This is a genomic window from Serratia sp. TSA_130.1 (genome assembly GCF_052691795.1).
In genome coordinates, this window is record NZ_JBQZFS010000003.1 from 435,087 (window position 1) to 453,142 (window position 18,056).

Consider the following 18,056-nt stretch of genomic DNA (forward strand, 5'->3'; position numbering starts at 1 on the left):
TGAGAATTGCGGCATAGTCTATCATGGCTGTGTATCAGAGATAATGCGTTGCATCCGCCGCCGGGAATTGTTATCACGGGGGCAGGGCGCAACGGCGGAGAAACAGATGTCCGGGATCGACTTCAAGCAAAAAATCAGCTTCCAACGGCCTTTCAGCAAACCGATCGAGGCCGAGGAAGAGTACGACATCGTGCGGCAGTTCGAGAGCGATCGCGGGCGCATCGTCAACTCGGCCGCCATTCGCCGTTTGCAGCAAAAAACCCAGGTGTTTCCGCTGGAGCGCAACGCGGCGGTGCGCAGCCGCCTGACGCACTCGATGGAGGTGCAGCAGGTCGGGCGCCATATCGCCAAAGAGATCCTCAACCGATTCAAACAGGCGGGTAAGATCGATGAATTCGGCCTGACCCGGCTGCTCGATCCGTTTGAGAGCATCGTGGAAATGGCCTGTCTGATGCACGATATCGGCAATCCGCCGTTCGGTCACTTCGGCGAGTCGGCGATCAACGACTGGTTCACCCAGCGGCTCGATCCTGCCAGCTGCGGCAGCGAGCCGGGCAGTCACGATCGCTGCCAGGTCGCGTCGCTGCGGCTGCATGAAGGGGAGAGCGATCTGAACCGGCTGCGCAGCCGGATCCGTCAGGATCTCAGCCATTTCGAGGGCAACGCCCAGGCGATCCGCATGGTGTACAGCCTGCTGAAACTCAATCTGACCTACGCGCAGGTCGGCTGCATTTTGAAATACACCCGCCCGGCTTATTGGGCGGGCGACATCCCCGCCAGCCACAGCTATTTGATGAAAAAGCCCGGCTATTATCTGGCGGAAGAAGCCTTTGTCGATAGGCTGCGGCGCGAGCTGCACATGGGCGAGTTCGATCGTTTTCCGCTGACCTACATCATGGAGGCCGCCGACGATATCTCGTACTGCGTGGCCGATCTGGAAGACGCGGTGGAGAAGAGCATTTTCACCGTCGAGCAGCTGTATCAGCATCTGATTCAGGAGTGGGGCGAGGTGGCGCCGGGCGATCTGTTCGACAAGACCGTCGCCAGCGCGTTTCGCAAGATCGACCGCGGCGGCGCGCGGCGCAGCGCGGAAGATCAGTTCTTCATGTATCTGCGGGTGTTTACCGTGGCGCGGCTGGTGCCGCACGCGGCGCAGCGCTTTATCGACAATCTTGACGCGGTTTATCAGGGCAGTTTCAATCAGGCGCTGCTGGAAGATTCCAGCCCGGCCTATCAGCTGCTGAAAATATTTAAAAATGTGGCGTTCAAGCACGTGTTCAACCACCCGGAGGTCGAGCAGCTCGAGCTGCAAGGCTACCGGGTGATCAGCGGCCTGCTGGACATTTACAGCCCGCTGCTGGCGATGTCGCTGGCGGACTTCAGCCGGTTGGTGCGCGAGGACAGCCATCGCGCTTACCCGATCGAAACGCGCCTGTTCCACAAGCTGTCCACCAAGCATCGGCTGGCTTATGTGGAGGCGGTAGAAGGGCTGCAGCATTTATCGCCGGAGCAGCAAACCATTCGGGAATATTATTTCCGCGCGCGTTTATTGCAGGACTATATCAGCGGAATGACCGACCTTTATGCCTATGATGAATATCGTCGATTAATGGCGGCGGAATAATTAAGCGGAGGAATAATTATCAGCAATTCCAACCGGTTGGCTGTCTCGAGTTTTGTAAAGACGAACAATATTTGTTTACTATTGCCAATCATCTGTGCCGGAACTTCGGGCTATTAATTAACTCTGAATAAGCACGCAAGACAGCCATTCTTTTTTGAACGACTTTATAAGAGACACACAGATGAAAAAAACCGCATTAGTTCTGAGCGCACTGGCATTCAGCATCGGTATGGCGATGGGCCCGGTTACGGCCAGCGCCGCTGAAACCGCGTCTTCCAGCACCCAGCAGTTGCCGAGCCTGGCGCCGATGCTGGAGAAGGTGATGCCTTCCGTCGTGAGCATTAACGTTGAGGGCAGCACCACGGTCAATACGCCGCGCATGCCGCAACAGTTCCAACAGTTCTTCGGTGAAGATTCGCCGTTCTGCCAGGACGGTTCACCGTTCCAGGGCTCGCCGATGTGTCAGGGCGCTGAACAGCCCGGACCGGATGGCCAGCAGCCGCAGGGCACGCAGCAGAAATTCCAGGCGCTGGGCGCCGGGGTGGTTATCGATGCCGCCAAGGGCTATGTGGTGACCAACAATCACGTGGTGGACAACGCCAACAAGATCCAGGTGCAGCTGAGCGACGGCCGCCGTTTCGACGCCAAAGTGATCGGCAAGGATCCGCGTTCCGACATCGCCCTGATCCAGCTGAAAGACTTCAAGAACCTGACGGCGATCAAGATGGCGGACTCCGATCAGCTGCGCGTCGGCGATTACACCGTGGCGATCGGCAACCCGTACGGGCTGGGTGAAACCGCCACCTCGGGCATCGTGTCCGCCCTGGGGCGCAGCGGCCTGAACATCGAAAACTACGAAAACTTTATCCAGACCGATGCGGCAATCAACCGCGGCAACTCCGGCGGCGCGCTGGTTAACCTGAACGGCGAGCTGATCGGCATCAACACCGCGATCCTGGCGCCGGACGGCGGCAACATCGGCATCGGCTTCGCCATTCCGAGCAATATGGTGAAAAACCTGACGGCGCAAATGGTCGAGTATGGCCAGGTGAAACGCGGCGAGCTGGGCATCATGGGCACCGAGCTGAACTCTGAGCTGGCCAAGGCGATGAAGGTCGACGCGCAGCGCGGCGCCTTCGTCAGCCAGGTAATGCCGAAATCTTCCGCCGCGAAGGCGGGCATCAAGGCCGGTGACGTGATCGTCACCATGAACGGCAAGGCCATCTCCAGCTTCGCCTCGTTCCGGGCAGAGATTGGCACGTTGCCGGTCGGCAGCAAGATGTCGCTGGGCATTATTCGCGACGGCAAGCCGATAACGATTGACGTCACGTTGGAGCAAAGCGCGCAGACCCAGGTGGCCTCGGGCAATATCTACACCGGCATTGAAGGCGCCGAGCTGAGCAATACCCAGGTCGGCAACGTGAAAGGCGTCAAGGTCGACAGCGTGAAAGCCGGCAGCGCCGCCGCACGCATCGGCCTGAAAAAGGGCGACGTGATCCTGGGCGTGAACCAACAGCCGATCCAGAACCTGGGCGAGCTGCGTAAAATCCTCGACAGCAAACCGTCGGTGCTGGCGTTGAATATTCAGCGCGGCGATAGCCAGCTGTACCTGCTGGCGCAGTGATAAACGTCAGGCGCTAAAAGCAACAAAGGCACGCTACGGCGTGCCTTTTTGCATTATGGCCTGAGGATTCAGGCCGGTTGCGCCAGATGCGCGCGCGCCGCGTGGATCACCAGTTCAATCTCATCCAACAGCTCCAGCCACTCCGGCTCCAGCTCGTCGTTGGTGATGCCCTGGCGCAGCTGCCGCTCGAGGTAGAAACACAGCTGCTTGAGGCGCGGCACGCCGCTGTAGCTGCAGCTGCCGTGTAGCTTATGGACCAGGTCGAGGATCTCGTCGTCGTGTTGCCCCTCGAGCAGCGCCTGCACCCGTTCGCGTACCTGCGGCAGGAAATCGAGCAGCATTTGCAGCAGATCGCGCGCCAGATCCGGTTTATTGGCCGCCTGGCGCAGCGCCAGCGGCCAGTCGAGCGACAGCGGGGCATCGTCGGCGACGGCGCTTTCCACGTCGCCGCTGTGGTAGCGCGACAGCACGCGGGTCAGCATTTTCTCGTCGATCGGCTTGGCCAGGTAGTCGTCCATCCCCGCCTGCAGCAGATGCTCGCGTTCGCCGCTGGCTGCATGGGCAGTGACGGCGACGATCGGCGTGGAGTTGTGGTGCGGCAGTTGGCGGATCAGTTCGCTGGCGTGAATGCCGTCCATCTTCGGCATTTGAATGTCCATCAGGATCAGATCCAGCACGTTGTTGCGCGCCAGCGCCAGCGCTTCCTCACCGCTCTCGCACAGCAGCGTTTTTTCCACCTGTTCGCCCAGCAGCGTGCCGATCAGCTTCAGGTTGGCCGGGTTGTCGTCGACCGCCATCACCGTCAGCGGCAGACGTTTACGCTCAGGCGGGGCGGCGAGCCGATCGGGCGTTTCCATTCTCAGCAGCGGGAACAGACGCGTGCTGGTGATAGGCTTGATCAGGCAGCCGAGCGCGCCTTGTTGCTTAAGCAGCTCGGCGTCGATCTGCGCCTGGCACGGCAGCGCCAGAATGACCCGATCGGCCAGCTTCAGCGAGGCCAACAATTTGTCCTGATGCTGCGCCATGTTGTCGCGGAACGGGATCGGCACGCCGGCCAGCAGGAAATCGTAATGGCCTGACGGCAGCTGGCCCAGCGTCGGCGAGTGGGTGATCACCAGCTGCGTAACGCTGAGCATGTTGAGCGTCGCCTGTGCCGCCGTCGGGTTGGACTCGATGTAGGCGAGCGTTTTGCCGTTCAGGTCCGGCAGGTTCGGCGCCAGCGACAGCATGCCCTCGTTCAGATCCAGCGTGATGTGGAACCAGAAGGTCGAGCCGCGATTCAGCTGGCTGTGGAAGCAGATGTCGCCGCCCATTTCCTTCACCAGCTTTTGCGTGATCACCAACCCCAGCCCGGTGCCGCCGTGGCGGCGGGAGATGCTGGCGTCCGCCTGGCGGAACGCCTGGAACAGCTGCGACTGCTGGCGTTCGGAGATGCCGATGCCGGTGTCGTGGATCTGCACTTCCACTTCCACCCGGCGCTCCAGCTGTTTGCGCAGCTCGACGCGAATATCGATATTGCCGGTTTCGGTGAACTTGATGGCGTTGCCCAGCAGGTTGGTGATGATTTGCTGCAGGCGCAGCGAGTCGCCGATCACCTGCTCCGGCACGTCGTTGTGCACATCCAGCGTCAGCTCCAACCCTTTGTCATGGGCGCTGGGGGCCAGCAGCACCACCACTTCGTCCAGCGTTTCGCGCAGGGCGAACGGAATATGCTCCAGCACCAGTTTGCCGGCCTCCAGCTTGGAGAAGTCCAGCACGTCATTGATGATGGTCAGCAGGTTGTTGGCCGAGCGCTCGATGGTCTGCAAATAGTCGGTTTGGGTCGCGCTCAGATCGGTTTTCAGCATCTGGCGGGTAAAACCGATCACGCCGTTGAGCGGGGTACGCAGCTCGTGCGACATGTTGGCCAGGAATTCGGACTTGATGCGCGCCGCCTCCTGCGCGCGTTTTTTCGCCAGATCCAGTTCGACGTTCTGGATCTCCATCTGCTCCAGCGTTTCACGCAGGTCAGACGTGGCTTGATCGATGTTCTGCTGCATCTCTTCGTGATAGGCGGTGAGCGACATCGCCATCGAGTTGATGCCGTTCTTCAGCATGTGCAGCTCGCCGAGCATGTAGCCCTCCACGCGGCTGTCGAGCTGGCCGCGGCGGATGCGATCGACGGTGTTCACCATGTTGCGGATCGGGCCGGTCACGTCGCGCATCAGGCGGTAAGCGAACAGGATGGCGATGCACATGCACAGCAGCAGCAGCAGGGTGGAGACGAACACCTCTTTATACTGCTGCAGCCGCACCGACTGCAGATCCAGCTCGATCGCCACATAGCCCAGGTTGTTGTCGGGGTGGCTGCCGCCGTCGGCGGTTTCATCCGGATACTGATTTTCCGACAGGATCGGCGTGCGCAGGATCAGCGAATCGCCGCGCCGGGTGAGCATCAGTTCGGTGGGCAACGGCACGCCTTTCGGCAACTGCAGCTGAGCGAAGTTGTGGTGATAATTGGAGGTGACGAACAGGTTGTTCTGCGCATCGAACACGGTGATCGAACGCACGATGTCCGAATGGCGGCGGTGCAGCAGGCTGACCAGTTGCCTGACCGATTCGCGGCTGCGGAACGTCATGCCGTACTCGCTGGCTACCGCCAGCGGCTCGATGATGCTGGCGCCGGCATCGACCAATTGCTCCTGCAGCTCGTTATAGCGGTGCACCACGAAGAAGGTGCTGAGCAGCAAACCAATCAGCAAGGTCGGGGCCAGAATCAGGATCATCATGCGCGCACGCAGGCTGTATTTGGTCATGGGATTCCAATGTGGGAGAATTGACAGCTGACACTAGCTTAATGAACCAGCACACAATCGACAAATATGGCGCAATTCTACTCTCCCAAACGCCGCGTGACGACCCGGCAGAGCTCACAAATCTTCACCGTGACGGTGAGCGATCTCGATACTTTCGGCCAGGGCGTGGCGCGCCACGACGGCAAAGCGGTGTTCGTGCCGGGCGTATTGCCGGGCGAGCAGGCGGAAATCCAGCTGACCGAAGACAAGCGCCAGTTCGCCAAAGGCAAGCTCAAGCGCCTGCTGAGCCGCAGCCCGCAGCGGGTGGAGCCGCGCTGCCCGCATTTCGGCGTGTGCGGCGGCTGCCAGCAGCAACATGCGGATGAGGCGCTGCAACAGCAGAGCAAGGCGGCGGCGCTGGTGCGCATGATCGCCCGCGAAACCGGAGTAACCCCGCAACAGGAACCGGTGATCGCCGGCCCGGAATACGGCTATCGCCGCCGCGCCCGCCTGAGCCTGGCGTGGCAGCCGAAGCTGCAGCGCCTGATGATGGGGTTTCGACAGGCGGCCTCCAGCGAGCTGGTGGCGGTGGAGCACTGCCCGGTGCTGCGCCCGGAGCTGGAACAGCTGCTGGCGCCGGTGCGCGCCTGCCTGAGCGGGCTGCAGGCGGTGCGGCGGCTGGGGCATGTGGAGCTGGTGTTGGCGGATAATGGTCCGCTGCTGGTGCTGCGCCATCTCGATGCCCTGAAAGAGGCGGATCGCCAGGCGCTGTTGGCGTTTGGCGAGCGGGAAAAGGTCGCCGTTTATCTGGCGCCGGACAGCGATCGGGTGGAAAAACTGTGCGGTGAAACGCCGTATTATCAGGTTGACGGGCTACGCTTAGACTTCAGTCCGCGCGACTTTATTCAGGTCAATGACGCCGTAAACCAACAAATGGTGGCGCAGGCCCTTGAATGGCTCGACATTCAACCCAATGATCGGGTGCTGGACCTGTTCTGCGGCATGGGGAATTTCACCCTGCCGCTGGCGCGCCGCGCCGCTGCGGTGGTGGGCATCGAAGGTGTTGCCACGCTGGTAGCGAATGGGCAATATAATGCACATAAGAATAAGCTGAATAATGCGTCGTTCTTCCATGAGAATCTGGAGGACGACGTTGAGCGGCAACCTTGGGCAGCACAAGGGTTTGATAAGGTGATGCTGGATCCCGCCCGCGCCGGTGCGGCCGGGGTGATGTCACACATTGTAAAACTGGCGCCGGCGCGGGTGGTGTATGTTTCCTGTAACCCCACCACGCTGGCTCGCGACAGCAAAGTGCTGTTGAACGCCGGTTATCGTCTTGCGCGCGTGCGGATGTTGGATATGTTTCCGCACACGGGGCATCTTGAATCAATGGCGCTGTTTATCAACGAGCGCGCGCCAGAGGTCGCTGCAAAGTAGGGAGAAGTTATGGTTGCGGTAAGAAGTGCACATCTGAATACGGCGGGTGAGTTCGCTCTCGATGAGTGGATCGCCGGCTTGGGGCTACCCAACCCGCAGTCATGTGAGCGATTGGCCGCAACCTGGCGTTATTGTGAGCAGCAGACCCAAAACCATCCCGACGCCTCGCTGCTGTTGTGGCGCGGCCTGGAGATGGTGGAAATCCTCTCGACGCTGAGCATGGACAACGACAGCATGCGCGCCGCGCTGCTGTTCCCGCTGGTGGATGCCGGCATCGTGCAGGAAGAGATCCTGACGGAAACGTTCGGCAAGGGCATCGTCGCCCTGGTGCATGGCGTGCGGGACATGGACGCTATTCGCCAACTGAAAGCCACCCAAAACGACTCGATGGCCTCCGAACAGGTCGACAACGTGCGCCGCATGCTGCTGGCGATGGTGGAGGATTTCCGCTGCGTCGTCATCAAGCTGGCGGAGCGCATCGCCCACCTGCGCGAGGTGAAAGACGCGCCGGAAGACGAACGCGTGCTGGCGGCGAAAGAGTGTTCCAACATCTATGCGCCGTTGGCTAACCGGCTCGGCATCGGCCAGCTGAAGTGGGAGCTGGAGGATTTCTGCTTCCGCTACCTGCACCCGGAAGAATACAAGCGCATCGCCAAGCTGCTGCATGAGCGCCGCATCGATCGCGAACAGTTCATCGACGATTTCGTCGCCGGGCTGCGCGCCGAGATGGCCAAAGAAGGCATTCGGGTGGAGATTTACGGCCGGCCGAAACACATCTACAGCATCTGGCGCAAGATGCAGAAAAAGCACCTGGCGTTCGACGAACTGTTCGACGTGCGCGCGGTGCGCATCGTGGCGGAGCGTCTACAGGATTGCTACGCGGCGTTGGGCATCGTGCATACCCACTTCCGCCACCTGCCGGACGAGTTCGACGACTACGTCGCCAACCCGAAACCCAACGGCTACCAGTCGATCCACACCGTGGTGCTGGGGCCGCGCGGCAAAACCGTCGAGATTCAGATCCGCACCCGGCAAATGCATGAAGACGCCGAGCTGGGCGTGGCCGCACACTGGAAGTACAAAGAGGGCGCGGGGGTTACCGTGCGCTCCGGCTATGAAGAGCGCATCGCCTGGCTGCGTAAGCTGATCGCCTGGCAGGAAGAGATGGCGGACTCCGGCGAGATGCTCGACGAAGTGCGCAGCCAGGTGTTCGACGATCGGGTCTATGTATTTACCCCGAAAGGCGACGTGGTCGATCTGCCGGCCGGCTCCACGCCGCTCGATTTCGCCTACCACATTCACAGCGACGTTGGTCACCGCTGCATCGGCGCCAAGATCGGCGGCCGCATCGTGCCGTTTACCTATCAGCTGAAGATGGGCGATCAGATTGAGATCATCACCCAGAAACAGCCGAACCCGAGCCGCGACTGGCTGAACCCGAACCTGGGCTACGTGACCACCAGCCGCGGGCGCTCGAAGATCCACAACTGGTTCCGCAAGCAGGATCGCGACAAGAACATTCTTGCCGGCCGCCAGATGCTGGACAACGAGCTGGAACACCTCGGCATCAGCCTGAAAGAGGCCGAGAAGCTGCTGATCCCGCGCTACAACATGAACTCGCTGGACGAGGTGCTGGCGGCGATCGGCGGCGGGGACATTCGCCTGAACCAGATGGTGAATTACCTGCAGGGCAAGTTCAACAAGCCGAGCGCCGAAGAGCAGGATCGCGAGGCGCTGCGCCAGCTGGTGCAGCAGAAAGCGCCGCCGCCGGCCCGCAACAAGGATAACGGCCGCGTGGTGGTGGAGGGCGTGGGCAACCTGATGCACCACATCGCCCGCTGCTGCCAGCCGATCCCGGGCGACGACATCGTCGGCTTTATCACCCAGGGGCGCGGCATCTCGATCCACCGTGCGGACTGCGATCAGCTGGCCGATTTGCAATCGCATGCGCCGGAGCGCATCGTCGATGCGGTGTGGGGAGAAAGCTACTCCAGCGGTTATTCGCTGGTGGTGCGCGTGATGGCCAACGATCGCAGCGGGCTGCTGCGCGATATCACCACCATTCTGGCCAACGAAAAGGTCAACGTGCTGGGCGTCGCCAGCCGCAGCGATACCAAGAAGCAGTTGGCCACCATCGATATGGACATTGAAATTTATAACCAGCAGGTGCTGGGCCGGGTGCTGGCGAAGCTGAACCAGCTCCCGGACGTGATAGACGCCAAGCGTCTGCACGGCAACTAACTCCTGCGCCTTTCGGGCCGCATCCGAGGTTGATGCGGCCCGAACTCCATCAGTTCCGGCGGACATGTCCGTGCGCCCCCATTTTCTCAGAGATTTTTTATGACCCAATCCACTTCGTTGCAGCGCCTGCTGAACATCATGAAAACGCTGCGCGACCCGCAGAACGGTTGCTCATGGGACCGTAAGCAAACCTTCGCCACCATCGCGCCCTACACGCTGGAAGAGACTTACGAAGTGCTGGACGCCATCGAACGGCAGGACTACGCCGATCTGCGCGACGAACTGGGCGACTTGCTGTTTCAGGTAGTGTTCTACGCTCAGATGGGGCAGGAACAGGGGCTGTTCGATTTTGATGAGGTGTGTACTGCCATCAGCGACAAGCTGGAGCGCCGTCATCCGCACATCTTCGGCGACGCCGAGGGCGGAGACAGCGAAGCCGTGGCGGCGCGCTGGGAGCAGCTCAAGGCCGGCGAGCGCGCCGAAAAAGCGCTGCACTCAGTGCTGGACGACATTCCGCAGGCGTTGCCGGCGTTGATGAAGGCGCACAAGATCCAAAAACGCTGCGCCTCGGTCGGCTTCGACTGGAACACGCTGGGCCCGGTGCTGGACAAAGTGTATGAAGAGATCGACGAAGTGATGCACGAAGCCCGCCAGGCGGTGGTCGATGAGAGCAAGCTGGAAGAGGAGATCGGCGATCTGCTGTTCGCCACGGTGAACCTCTCGCGCCATTTGGGCCACAAGGCCGAGAACGCATTGCAGGCGGCCAACCGCAAGTTCGAACGCCGCTTCCGCGAGGTGGAGGCGATCGTCAAGCAACGCGGGCTGCGGCTTGAAGACGCCACGCTGGAGCAGATGGAAGACGCCTGGCAGCAGGTGAAGAAATCTGAAATCTGATGCGCTTCCGGCGTTCATGGCGCCGGGGTGAACATGAAGGACGTTCCGCGCAGACAAAGGAAGGTGGCGTCATGATCAAGAGGCTAATGCTTTTAGCCTGTTTTTTCCCCGGTTTCAGCATGGCGTCTCCTCCTGCTGATGTTGGGCGGTTGCGGTATGATGAACGCAGGCTGCCATTAGTCGATGTGCAGATCGATAACCGGTTACACACGCTCATGCTGGATACCGGCAGCTCAGAAGGGATACACCTTTATCAACACGATCTGGAGCGTCTGGTCGAGCAACCGAGTCTGAAGGCGGTGCGGCTGGCGCCTCGGCGGTTGAGAGATCTCTCTGGCGGTGAAAATCAGGTGTCTGCCTGGCGGATTAGTCGGCTGTTCATTGGCAATATCCCGTTTAACGACGTCGAAGCGGTGAGTTTTAAGCCCTGGGGACTCAGCCTGGGAAACGAGCTGCCGGTAAGTGAAGTGATGGGGCTTGGGTTGTTCCGCGATCGAAAGGTGCTGATGGATTTCGAAAACGACCGCTTGCAAATGTTGACTCATCTGCCTTCAGACATTGCAATATGGGCTTCATATCCATTCGAACAGACCGATGAGGGGCTGAGCGTGACGGCCTTCGTTGGCAATAAACCGTTGCGCCTGATTGTTGATACCGGCGCCAGCCATTCTCTTTTGTTTGCCGCAGGCTTGCCGGCTGGCCTCTTGTTTTCCGGCTGTCGTTCCATTGAGCCTGAGGCCGAGAACCTGGATTGCCGAGTGACCAGATTCACCTTGACCGATCGCCGGGGCCGGCATCACAACGATTTGGCCATCGTTACCGAAGGCCCAACGTCTGAGGCGCTGGGTTTTGATGGTCTGCTGGGAATGGGCTTTATGCGGGGTCATCGTGTGATTGTTGATATGCCTGAACGCAGGCTCTACATCAGTCGTTAACCCGATGCGCTTCGATCCCAGGCTAATCGGGTTTAGGGAAGCTGAACTGCCGCTACAATGTTGATCGACGACAAGGTTCACTCAAGCTGAAACGGTTAAGCTTACGGTCAGGTCACAGGCGCAGGACTGCCGTCGGCAGCAAAAGGCCAACAAACTGAAATCTAAGGTGTTTTATCGCTCGAGAGGGGCGGTAAAAAGAAATTTTCTCCGCTAACTCTTTGTATTTCCAGGAGGGTTTTGGGCGCGCCGGCGGAGTAAACCCTGATGAACACGGGAGGGCGGCCGAGATGATGGACAGCAAAACGATCGTTTGTAGGTCAGGAGAGGTTCGGGTATACTACTTTCCCGTCCTGGTTCTTCCATCGTCTTTAAACCTAAACTCTCAGGTTCAGCATGACAACTAATTATATTTTTGTGACCGGCGGGGTCGTATCCTCTCTGGGTAAAGGCATTGCCGCAGCCTCTCTGGCGGCTATTCTTGAAGCCCGTGGCCTCAACGTTACCATCATGAAACTGGACCCGTACATCAACGTGGATCCGGGCACCATGAGCCCGATTCAGCATGGGGAAGTTTTCGTCACCGAAGACGGCGCAGAAACCGATCTGGATTTGGGTCACTACGAGCGCTTCATCCGCACCAAAATGTCGCGTCGCAACAACTTCACCACCGGCCGCATCTACTCCGACGTGCTGCGTAAAGAACGCCGCGGCGACTATCTGGGCGCGACCGTGCAGGTCATTCCGCACATCACCAACGCGATCAAAGAACGCATCATCGAAGGCGGCGAAGGCCATGATGTGGTGCTGGTGGAAATCGGCGGCACCGTCGGCGATATCGAATCGCTGCCGTTCCTCGAAGCCATCCGTCAGATGGCGGTGGAAGTGGGCCGCGAGCACACCCTGTACATGCACCTGACGCTGGTGCCGTACATGGCGGCGGCGGGCGAAGTGAAAACCAAGCCGACCCAGCATTCCGTAAAAGAGCTGCTTTCCATCGGTATTCAGCCTGATGTGCTGATTTGCCGTTCCGACCGCGCGGTTCCTGCTAACGAACGCGCGAAAATCGCGCTTTTCTGCAACGTGCCGGAAAAAGCGGTTATCTCTCTGAAAGACGTTGATTCTATTTATAAAATCCCAGGCCTATTGAAATCTCAGGGGCTGGACGATTATATTTGTAAACGATTCAGCCTGAACGCGCCGGAAGCCAACCTGGCCGAATGGGAACAGGTGATCTACGAAGAAGCCAATCCGGGCGGCGAAGTGACCATCGGTATGGTCGGCAAATACGTTGAGTTGCCGGACGCCTACAAGTCGGTGATCGAAGCGCTGAAGCACGGCGGGCTGAAAAACCGTCTGACCGTGAACATCAAGCTGATCGACTCGCAGGACGTGGAAACCCGCGGCGTGGAAGTGCTGAAAGGGCTGGACGCGATCCTGATCCCGGGCGGCTTCGGCTACCGCGGCGTGGAAGGCAAAGTGATGACCGCACGCTATGCGCGCGAGAACAACATTCCTTACCTGGGCATTTGCCTGGGCATGCAGGTGGCGTTGATGGAGTTCGCTCGCAACGTGGCGGGGATGGAGAACGCCAACTCCACCGAGTTTATGCCAGACTGTAAGTACCCGGTGGTGGCGTTGATCACCGAATGGCGCGATGAAGACGGCAACGTCGAAGTGCGCAGCGAAGAAAGCGATTTGGGCGGCACGATGCGCGTAGGTGGCCAACAGTGCAACCTGAGCGACAACAGCCTGGTGCGTCAGCTGTATGGCGAACCGACCATTGTCGAGCGTCATCGTCACCGTTACGAAGTTAACAACATGCTGTTGAAGCAGATCGAAGCCGCAGGGCTGCGTGTCGCCGGTCGTTCCGCCGACAACAAGCTGGTCGAGATCATTGAACTGCCGAATCACCCGTGGTTTGTGGCCTGTCAATTCCACCCGGAATTTACATCGACGCCGCGTGATGGGCATCCGCTGTTCGCCGGCTTCGTGAAAGCCGCAGGCGAGCATCAGAAGCGCCAGGTGAAATAAAATATTTGGTAGGCGGCGCGCGGTGAAAACCGCGCGCTGTTTGTCTGGAGTTTTAGTTTAACTTGTACTGAGGAAAACCTAATGTCCAAAATCGTTAAAGTCATCGGTCGTGAAATCATCGACTCCCGCGGTAACCCGACTGTTGAAGCCGAAGTTCATCTGGAAGGCGGTTTCGTCGGCCTGGCTGCTGCGCCGTCAGGTGCTTCTACCGGTTCCCGCGAAGCGCTGGAACTGCGTGACGGTGACAAGTCTCGTTTCCTGGGTAAAGGCGTACTGAAAGCCGTTGCTGCAGTAAACGGTCCGATTGCTCAGGCAGTACTGGGTAAAGATGCCAAAGACCAGGCGAACATCGACAAGATCATGATCGAGCTGGACGGCACCGAAAACAAATCCAACTTCGGCGCCAACGCCATTCTGGCGGTTTCCCTGGCAGCAGCGAAAGCGGCCGCAGCCTCTAAAGGCATGCCGCTGTACGAGCACATCGCTGAACTGAACGGCACCCCAGGCAAATTCTCCATGCCACTGCCGATGATGAACATCATCAACGGCGGCGAGCACGCTGACAACAACGTCGACATTCAGGAATTCATGATTCAGCCGGTTGGCGCGAAGACCCTGAAAGAAGCGGTGCGCATCGGTTCCGAAGTGTTCCACCACCTGGCGAAAGTTCTGAAAGCCAAAGGCATGAACACCGCCGTGGGCGACGAAGGCGGCTATGCGCCAAACCTGGGCTCCAACGCCGAAGCGCTGGCGGTTATCGCTGAAGCGGTAAAAGCGGCGGGCTACGAGCTGGGCAAAGACGTCACTCTGGCGATGGACTGCGCGGCTTCCGAATTCTACAAAGACGGTAAATACGTGCTGGCCGGCGAAGGCAACAAAGCCTTCACTTCCGAAGAGTTCACTCACTTCCTGGAAGAGCTGACCAAACAGTACCCAATCGTGTCTATCGAAGACGGCCTGGATGAATCTGACTGGGCGGGCTTCGCTTACCAGACCAAAGTGCTGGGCGACAAAATTCAGCTGGTGGGCGACGACCTGTTCGTGACCAACACCAAGATCCTGAAAGAAGGCATCGAGAAAGGCATCGCTAACTCCATCCTGATCAAGTTCAACCAGATCGGTTCTCTGACCGAAACCCTGGCGGCTATCAAGATGGCGAAAGACGCCGGCTACACTGCGGTGATCTCTCACCGTTCCGGTGAAACCGAAGACGCGACCATCGCCGACCTGGCGGTAGGGACTGCGGCTGGCCAGATCAAAACCGGTTCCATGAGCCGTTCAGACCGCGTTGCCAAATACAACCAACTGATCCGTATCGAAGAAGCGCTGGGTGACCGTGCGCCATTCAACGGCCTGAAAGAAGTTAAAGGCCAGTAAGTTCGACCGATTCGGTTGTTAAATAAAAACCCGCTGCGGCGGGTTTTTTTATGGCTGACGTCCCGATGTTAACCCTGTTTTATTTATTAATAATCGCTGCGTTTACCCTAATAAATTTATTGTGCAGTTTTCTTGCCGGTTTTTATATTCCGTTTTTATTTGCTTTATAATTATTCGTTACTAGACTGCCAATAAGGCGGCGTTATTTTTTTCTTGCCGTTAAATATCGCCATCATCGTAATGCGTTCTTTCATACTGCCGGGTTTCGGCTGGGGGAGGGCCAGATGCGACAGCGAGTCGTCATTGTCGGCGGTGGAACCGGCGGCACCATGCTAGCCAATCTGCTGGCCGTGAAATTGCACTGGGAAATTCTCAATAATAAAGTTGAGTTATTAATGATTTCGGATTCGCCGCTGCATTATTACAAGCCGGCGTTTATGTATGTTGCATTCAATAATTTTTTCAAGCAGGAGCTCACGCGTTCACAGCGGAGTTTATTGCGGCCGGAAATACAGTTTGTCGTCGATAAAGCGGAATCTTTTGATTTAAAACAGCGGTATATCATTACGCAAAGCGGCAAGCATTATCCGTATGACTTCCTGGTTTTCGCCACCGGCTGCGTGCCCTGGCCGGAGCGCATCGAAGGGTTGGCGCAGGCGGGCGATCATTTCTACCAGTATCAGGCCGCGCGACGGTTGGCGCATAAGCTGGCGACGATCGAGAAAGGCCGCATTTTCATCACCGTGTCCTTCCCTGAAACGCCTAATGTGCCCCATCAGTGCGGCATCGCGCCGATTGAAACCACCCTGATGCTGGACGACTACCTGCGGCGGCGCGGCGTGCGCAAGGCGGTGGAGATCGTTTATACCTACCCAACCATTTCTCAACTGCTGCGCAACTGTCTGTTTTTACAGCGCCCGACCGGTGAAGCGCTACCCGCCATTTTTGCCGCGCGCGACATTCGCCACCAGCGTGGTTTTACCCTCAGCCGGGTGGACGCTCAGCGCAACATCGCCTATTCCGCCGAGGGGGAAGAACAGCCGTTCGACATTCTGATGGCGACGCCGCCCATCCGTGCAGTGGAGGCGGTGCGCAATACCGGGTTGAGCGAGAGCCAAAACGGCGAAGGCTGGCTGCCGACCGATCATCAAACGCTGCAGGTCTACGGCCAGCAGGGGGTGTATGTCATAGGCGATACCGTGGATTTGCCGGTCAGCAAGGCCGGCGGCTCTTGCCATAATCAGGCGCCGGTCATTGCCGACAACATCGTGGCGGAAATGCGGCTGGGCCAAACCGTGAGCCATTATGACGGCAAGGTGCAGGCGGTCGCGCAAATGGGACTGAATGCCGGCATGCCGCTGGTGTACGACTACCGTCACGACGTGCTGCCGACGCCCGCCACCAAGGCGGGCGGCATGCTGCGCAACGGGTTCAACCGCGGCCTTTACTGGGCCACGGTAAGGGGGCTGATATGACGGAAAGCACGGTGCACGCGGCGGACCTGCAATCATTGGCGGCGTTGCTCGAGAAACTGCAGCCGCTGCTGGCGGGCGGCCGTTTGGATAACGTGATCGATCTGTTGTCGCTGCTGTCGGACGCGGTGGACATCGCCGACAACGCGCTGGTGGAGAAACTGGCCGGCGTCTTTGAAGGTTTGGTGACCATCGGTTGGGAAGGCGGAACGGCGCTGCAGATGGCGCACAGCGAGCTGCAATTGAATCCTCCGCCGGCCAGTTTTCGCGCGCTGTACGCCTTGCTGAAGCAGCCGGATACCCTGCTGGGGTTGACGCTGCTGCTGCGTACTTTACAAATCATCGGCCAGCGCACGCGAGACAGCGCATTGCCGCCGGCCCTTTCGGATGAATCAAAAAATTAAGCTTCACCCACTCAGGTAAGGAGTTGTGTTATGTCCGCTACAGCAGTTGGCCACGACTTTGCCACCCGGGCTATTCATTACGGCTACGATCCGCAGCGGTATCAGGGGGCACTGTCTCCGCCGGTGTTTATGAGCTCTACGTTTGCTTTTCCCACTGCGGAATACGGCGGCGCCTGCTTTGCCGGCACCGAGCCGGGGTACTTTTACTCGCGCATCGCCAATCCGACGTTAAACCTGCTCGAGCAACGCATCGCCAACCTGGAGGAGGGGGAGGCGGCAGTGGCGTTCGCTTCCGGCATGGGGGCGATCACCGCCTGTTGCTGGACGCTGCTCAGACCGGGCGATGAGCTGATTGTCGACGAAACCGTGTATGGTTGCACCTTCAGCTACTTTCATCATGGCCTGGCGCACTTTGGCGTCAAGATAACCCACGTTGATCTGACCCGGCCGGAGCGGCTGGCGGCGGCCATTGGACCGCGTACCCGCCTGGTGTATTGCGAAACGCCGGCCAATCCCAATATGCGTTTGATCGATATCGCCGCCGTGGCGGAGATTGCCCATCGGCATCAGGCGCTGTTGCTGGTGGACAACACCTATTGCACGCCCTATCTGCAGCGGCCTTTGGCGCTAGGCGCCGATATCGTGGTGCACTCGGCGACCAAGTACCTCGGCGGACACGGCGATCTCCTGGCCGGAATAGCGGTGACGTGTCAGGCGTTGGCCGAAGTGATCCGTCTGGAGGGGCTAAAGGACATGACCGGGGCGGTACTGTCGGCGCAGGATGCCGCGCTGGTGCTGCGCGGGATGAAAACCCTGCCGCTGCGCATGGATCGTCATTGCGATAACGCGCAGCGCCTGGCAGAGATGTTGGCGGAGCACCCGGCGGTCGAGCGGGTATATTACCCCGGCCTGGCGAACTTCCCGCAGCATGCGTTGGCGCAGCGGCAAATGGCGCGCCCCGGCGGCATGCTGGCGTTTGAGCTGCGGGGCGGCTTGCGTGCGGGCATTCGTTTCCTCAACGCGCTGCAGCTCATCTTGCGCGCGGTCAGCCTGGGCGATTGCGAAAGCCTGGCGCAGCACCCGGCCAGCATGACGCACTCGGCCTACACGCCGGAAGAGCGGAAACGGCACCACATCAGCGAGGGGCTGGTGCGGTTGTCCGCCGGGCTGGAGGCGTTTGACGATCTGCAGGCGGATATCCTGCAGGCGTTGGCGCAGGCGCAATAAAAAACCCGCCGCAGCG

At 59.3% G+C, this 18,056-nt stretch carries 12 protein-coding genes; 11 read left to right on the forward strand and 1 reads right to left on the reverse strand.

The genetic code is table 11. The features are described 5' to 3' along the window. Positions 1 to 106 precede the first annotated feature (106 nt). A complete protein-coding gene (gene dgt / locus ACUTQY_RS15125) occupies positions 107 to 1,624 on the forward strand; it encodes a dGTPase (RefSeq protein ID WP_033641868.1) in 1,518 nt (505 codons plus the stop codon). A 181-nt stretch (positions 1,625 to 1,805) separates the two neighbouring features. Continuing rightward, positions 1,806 to 3,248, forward strand: a complete 1,443-nt coding sequence (gene degP, locus ACUTQY_RS15130; protein ID WP_033641869.1) for a serine endoprotease DegP — start codon at positions 1,806 to 1,808, stop codon at positions 3,246 to 3,248. 68 nt (positions 3,249 to 3,316) lie between these two features. Here the strand turns inward: degP and barA are convergent, their stop codons facing one another. Beyond that, positions 3,317 to 6,043, reverse strand: coding sequence for a two-component sensor histidine kinase BarA (barA, locus tag ACUTQY_RS15135; protein ID WP_033641870.1), 2,727 nt, complete (start codon positions 6,041 to 6,043; stop codon positions 3,317 to 3,319). A gap of 66 nt (positions 6,044 to 6,109) precedes the next feature. On the opposite strand from barA, the gene rlmD reads away from it, so the two are divergent. The 9 genes from rlmD (at position 6,110) to ACUTQY_RS15180 (ending at position 18,040) form a co-directional block, all read left to right on the forward strand. After that, complete coding sequence (gene rlmD / locus ACUTQY_RS15140; protein WP_046688236.1) at positions 6,110 to 7,459, forward strand: 23S rRNA (uracil(1939)-C(5))-methyltransferase RlmD; 1,350 nt, start codon at positions 6,110 to 6,112, stop codon at positions 7,457 to 7,459. A gap of 9 nt (positions 7,460 to 7,468) precedes the next feature. Beyond that, positions 7,469 to 9,700, forward strand: a complete 2,232-nt coding sequence (relA, locus tag ACUTQY_RS15145; RefSeq protein WP_033641872.1) for a GTP diphosphokinase — start codon at positions 7,469 to 7,471, stop codon at positions 9,698 to 9,700. Positions 9,701 to 9,799: 99 nt separating this feature from the next. After that, positions 9,800 to 10,594 carry a nucleoside triphosphate pyrophosphohydrolase gene (gene mazG, locus ACUTQY_RS15150; protein WP_033651657.1) on the forward strand — a complete coding sequence of 265 codons (795 nt, stop codon included), beginning with the start codon at positions 9,800 to 9,802 and terminating at the stop codon, positions 10,592 to 10,594. 71 nt (positions 10,595 to 10,665) lie between these two features. Next, a complete protein-coding gene (locus ACUTQY_RS15155) occupies positions 10,666 to 11,529 on the forward strand; it encodes a hypothetical protein (RefSeq protein WP_046688237.1) in 864 nt (287 codons plus the stop codon). Between the two features lie 393 nt (positions 11,530 to 11,922). Next, the gene (gene pyrG, locus ACUTQY_RS15160) at positions 11,923 to 13,560 is read left to right on the forward strand and encodes a glutamine hydrolyzing CTP synthase (protein WP_004932674.1); all 1,638 of its coding nucleotides are present in this window, start codon (positions 11,923 to 11,925) and stop codon (positions 13,558 to 13,560) included. Between the two features lie 81 nt (positions 13,561 to 13,641). Then, on the forward strand, positions 13,642 to 14,937 hold the full coding sequence (eno, locus tag ACUTQY_RS15165) for a phosphopyruvate hydratase (RefSeq protein ID WP_004932670.1): 1,296 nt from the start codon (positions 13,642 to 13,644) through the stop codon (positions 14,935 to 14,937). Between the two features lie 284 nt (positions 14,938 to 15,221). Beyond that, positions 15,222 to 16,412: an NAD(P)/FAD-dependent oxidoreductase gene (locus ACUTQY_RS15170; protein WP_042783697.1), complete on the forward strand. Its 1,191-nt coding sequence runs from the start codon at positions 15,222 to 15,224 to the stop codon at positions 16,410 to 16,412. Continuing rightward, positions 16,409 to 16,813 (forward strand): hypothetical protein, encoded by a 405-nt coding sequence (locus ACUTQY_RS15175; RefSeq protein WP_080376448.1) that lies wholly within the window; start codon positions 16,409 to 16,411, stop codon positions 16,811 to 16,813. Before ACUTQY_RS15170 ends, ACUTQY_RS15175 begins: the two co-directional genes overlap by 4 nt. 30 nt (positions 16,814 to 16,843) lie before the next feature. Then, on the forward strand, positions 16,844 to 18,040 hold the full coding sequence (locus tag ACUTQY_RS15180; RefSeq protein WP_046688239.1) for a methionine gamma-lyase: 1,197 nt from the start codon (positions 16,844 to 16,846) through the stop codon (positions 18,038 to 18,040). Positions 18,041 to 18,056: the final 16 nt, after the last annotated feature.

What these genes read in the sequence shown, in the direction of transcription:
- ACUTQY_RS15155 (WP_046688237.1), top strand. Translation starts at nt 10,666, where the DNA reads ATGATCAAGAGGCTAATGCTTTTAGCCTGTTTTTTCCCCGGTTTCAGC.
- ACUTQY_RS15170 (WP_042783697.1), top strand. Translation starts at nt 15,222, where the DNA reads ATGCGACAGCGAGTCGTCATTGTCGGCGGTGGAACCGGCGGCACCATG.
- barA (WP_033641870.1), bottom strand. Translation starts at nt 6,043, where the DNA reads ATGACCAAATACAGCCTGCGTGCGCGCATGATGATCCTGATTCTGGCC.
- ACUTQY_RS15180 (WP_046688239.1), top strand. Translation starts at nt 16,844, where the DNA reads ATGTCCGCTACAGCAGTTGGCCACGACTTTGCCACCCGGGCTATTCAT.
- pyrG (WP_004932674.1), top strand. Translation starts at nt 11,923, where the DNA reads ATGACAACTAATTATATTTTTGTGACCGGCGGGGTCGTATCCTCTCTG.
- rlmD (WP_046688236.1), top strand. Translation starts at nt 6,110, where the DNA reads ATGGCGCAATTCTACTCTCCCAAACGCCGCGTGACGACCCGGCAGAGC.
- relA (WP_033641872.1), top strand. Translation starts at nt 7,469, where the DNA reads ATGGTTGCGGTAAGAAGTGCACATCTGAATACGGCGGGTGAGTTCGCT.
- ACUTQY_RS15175 (WP_080376448.1), top strand. Translation starts at nt 16,409, where the DNA reads ATGACGGAAAGCACGGTGCACGCGGCGGACCTGCAATCATTGGCGGCG.
- mazG (WP_033651657.1), top strand. Translation starts at nt 9,800, where the DNA reads ATGACCCAATCCACTTCGTTGCAGCGCCTGCTGAACATCATGAAAACG.
- degP (WP_033641869.1), top strand. Translation starts at nt 1,806, where the DNA reads ATGAAAAAAACCGCATTAGTTCTGAGCGCACTGGCATTCAGCATCGGT.
- dgt (WP_033641868.1), top strand. Translation starts at nt 107, where the DNA reads ATGTCCGGGATCGACTTCAAGCAAAAAATCAGCTTCCAACGGCCTTTC.
- eno (WP_004932670.1), top strand. Translation starts at nt 13,642, where the DNA reads ATGTCCAAAATCGTTAAAGTCATCGGTCGTGAAATCATCGACTCCCGC.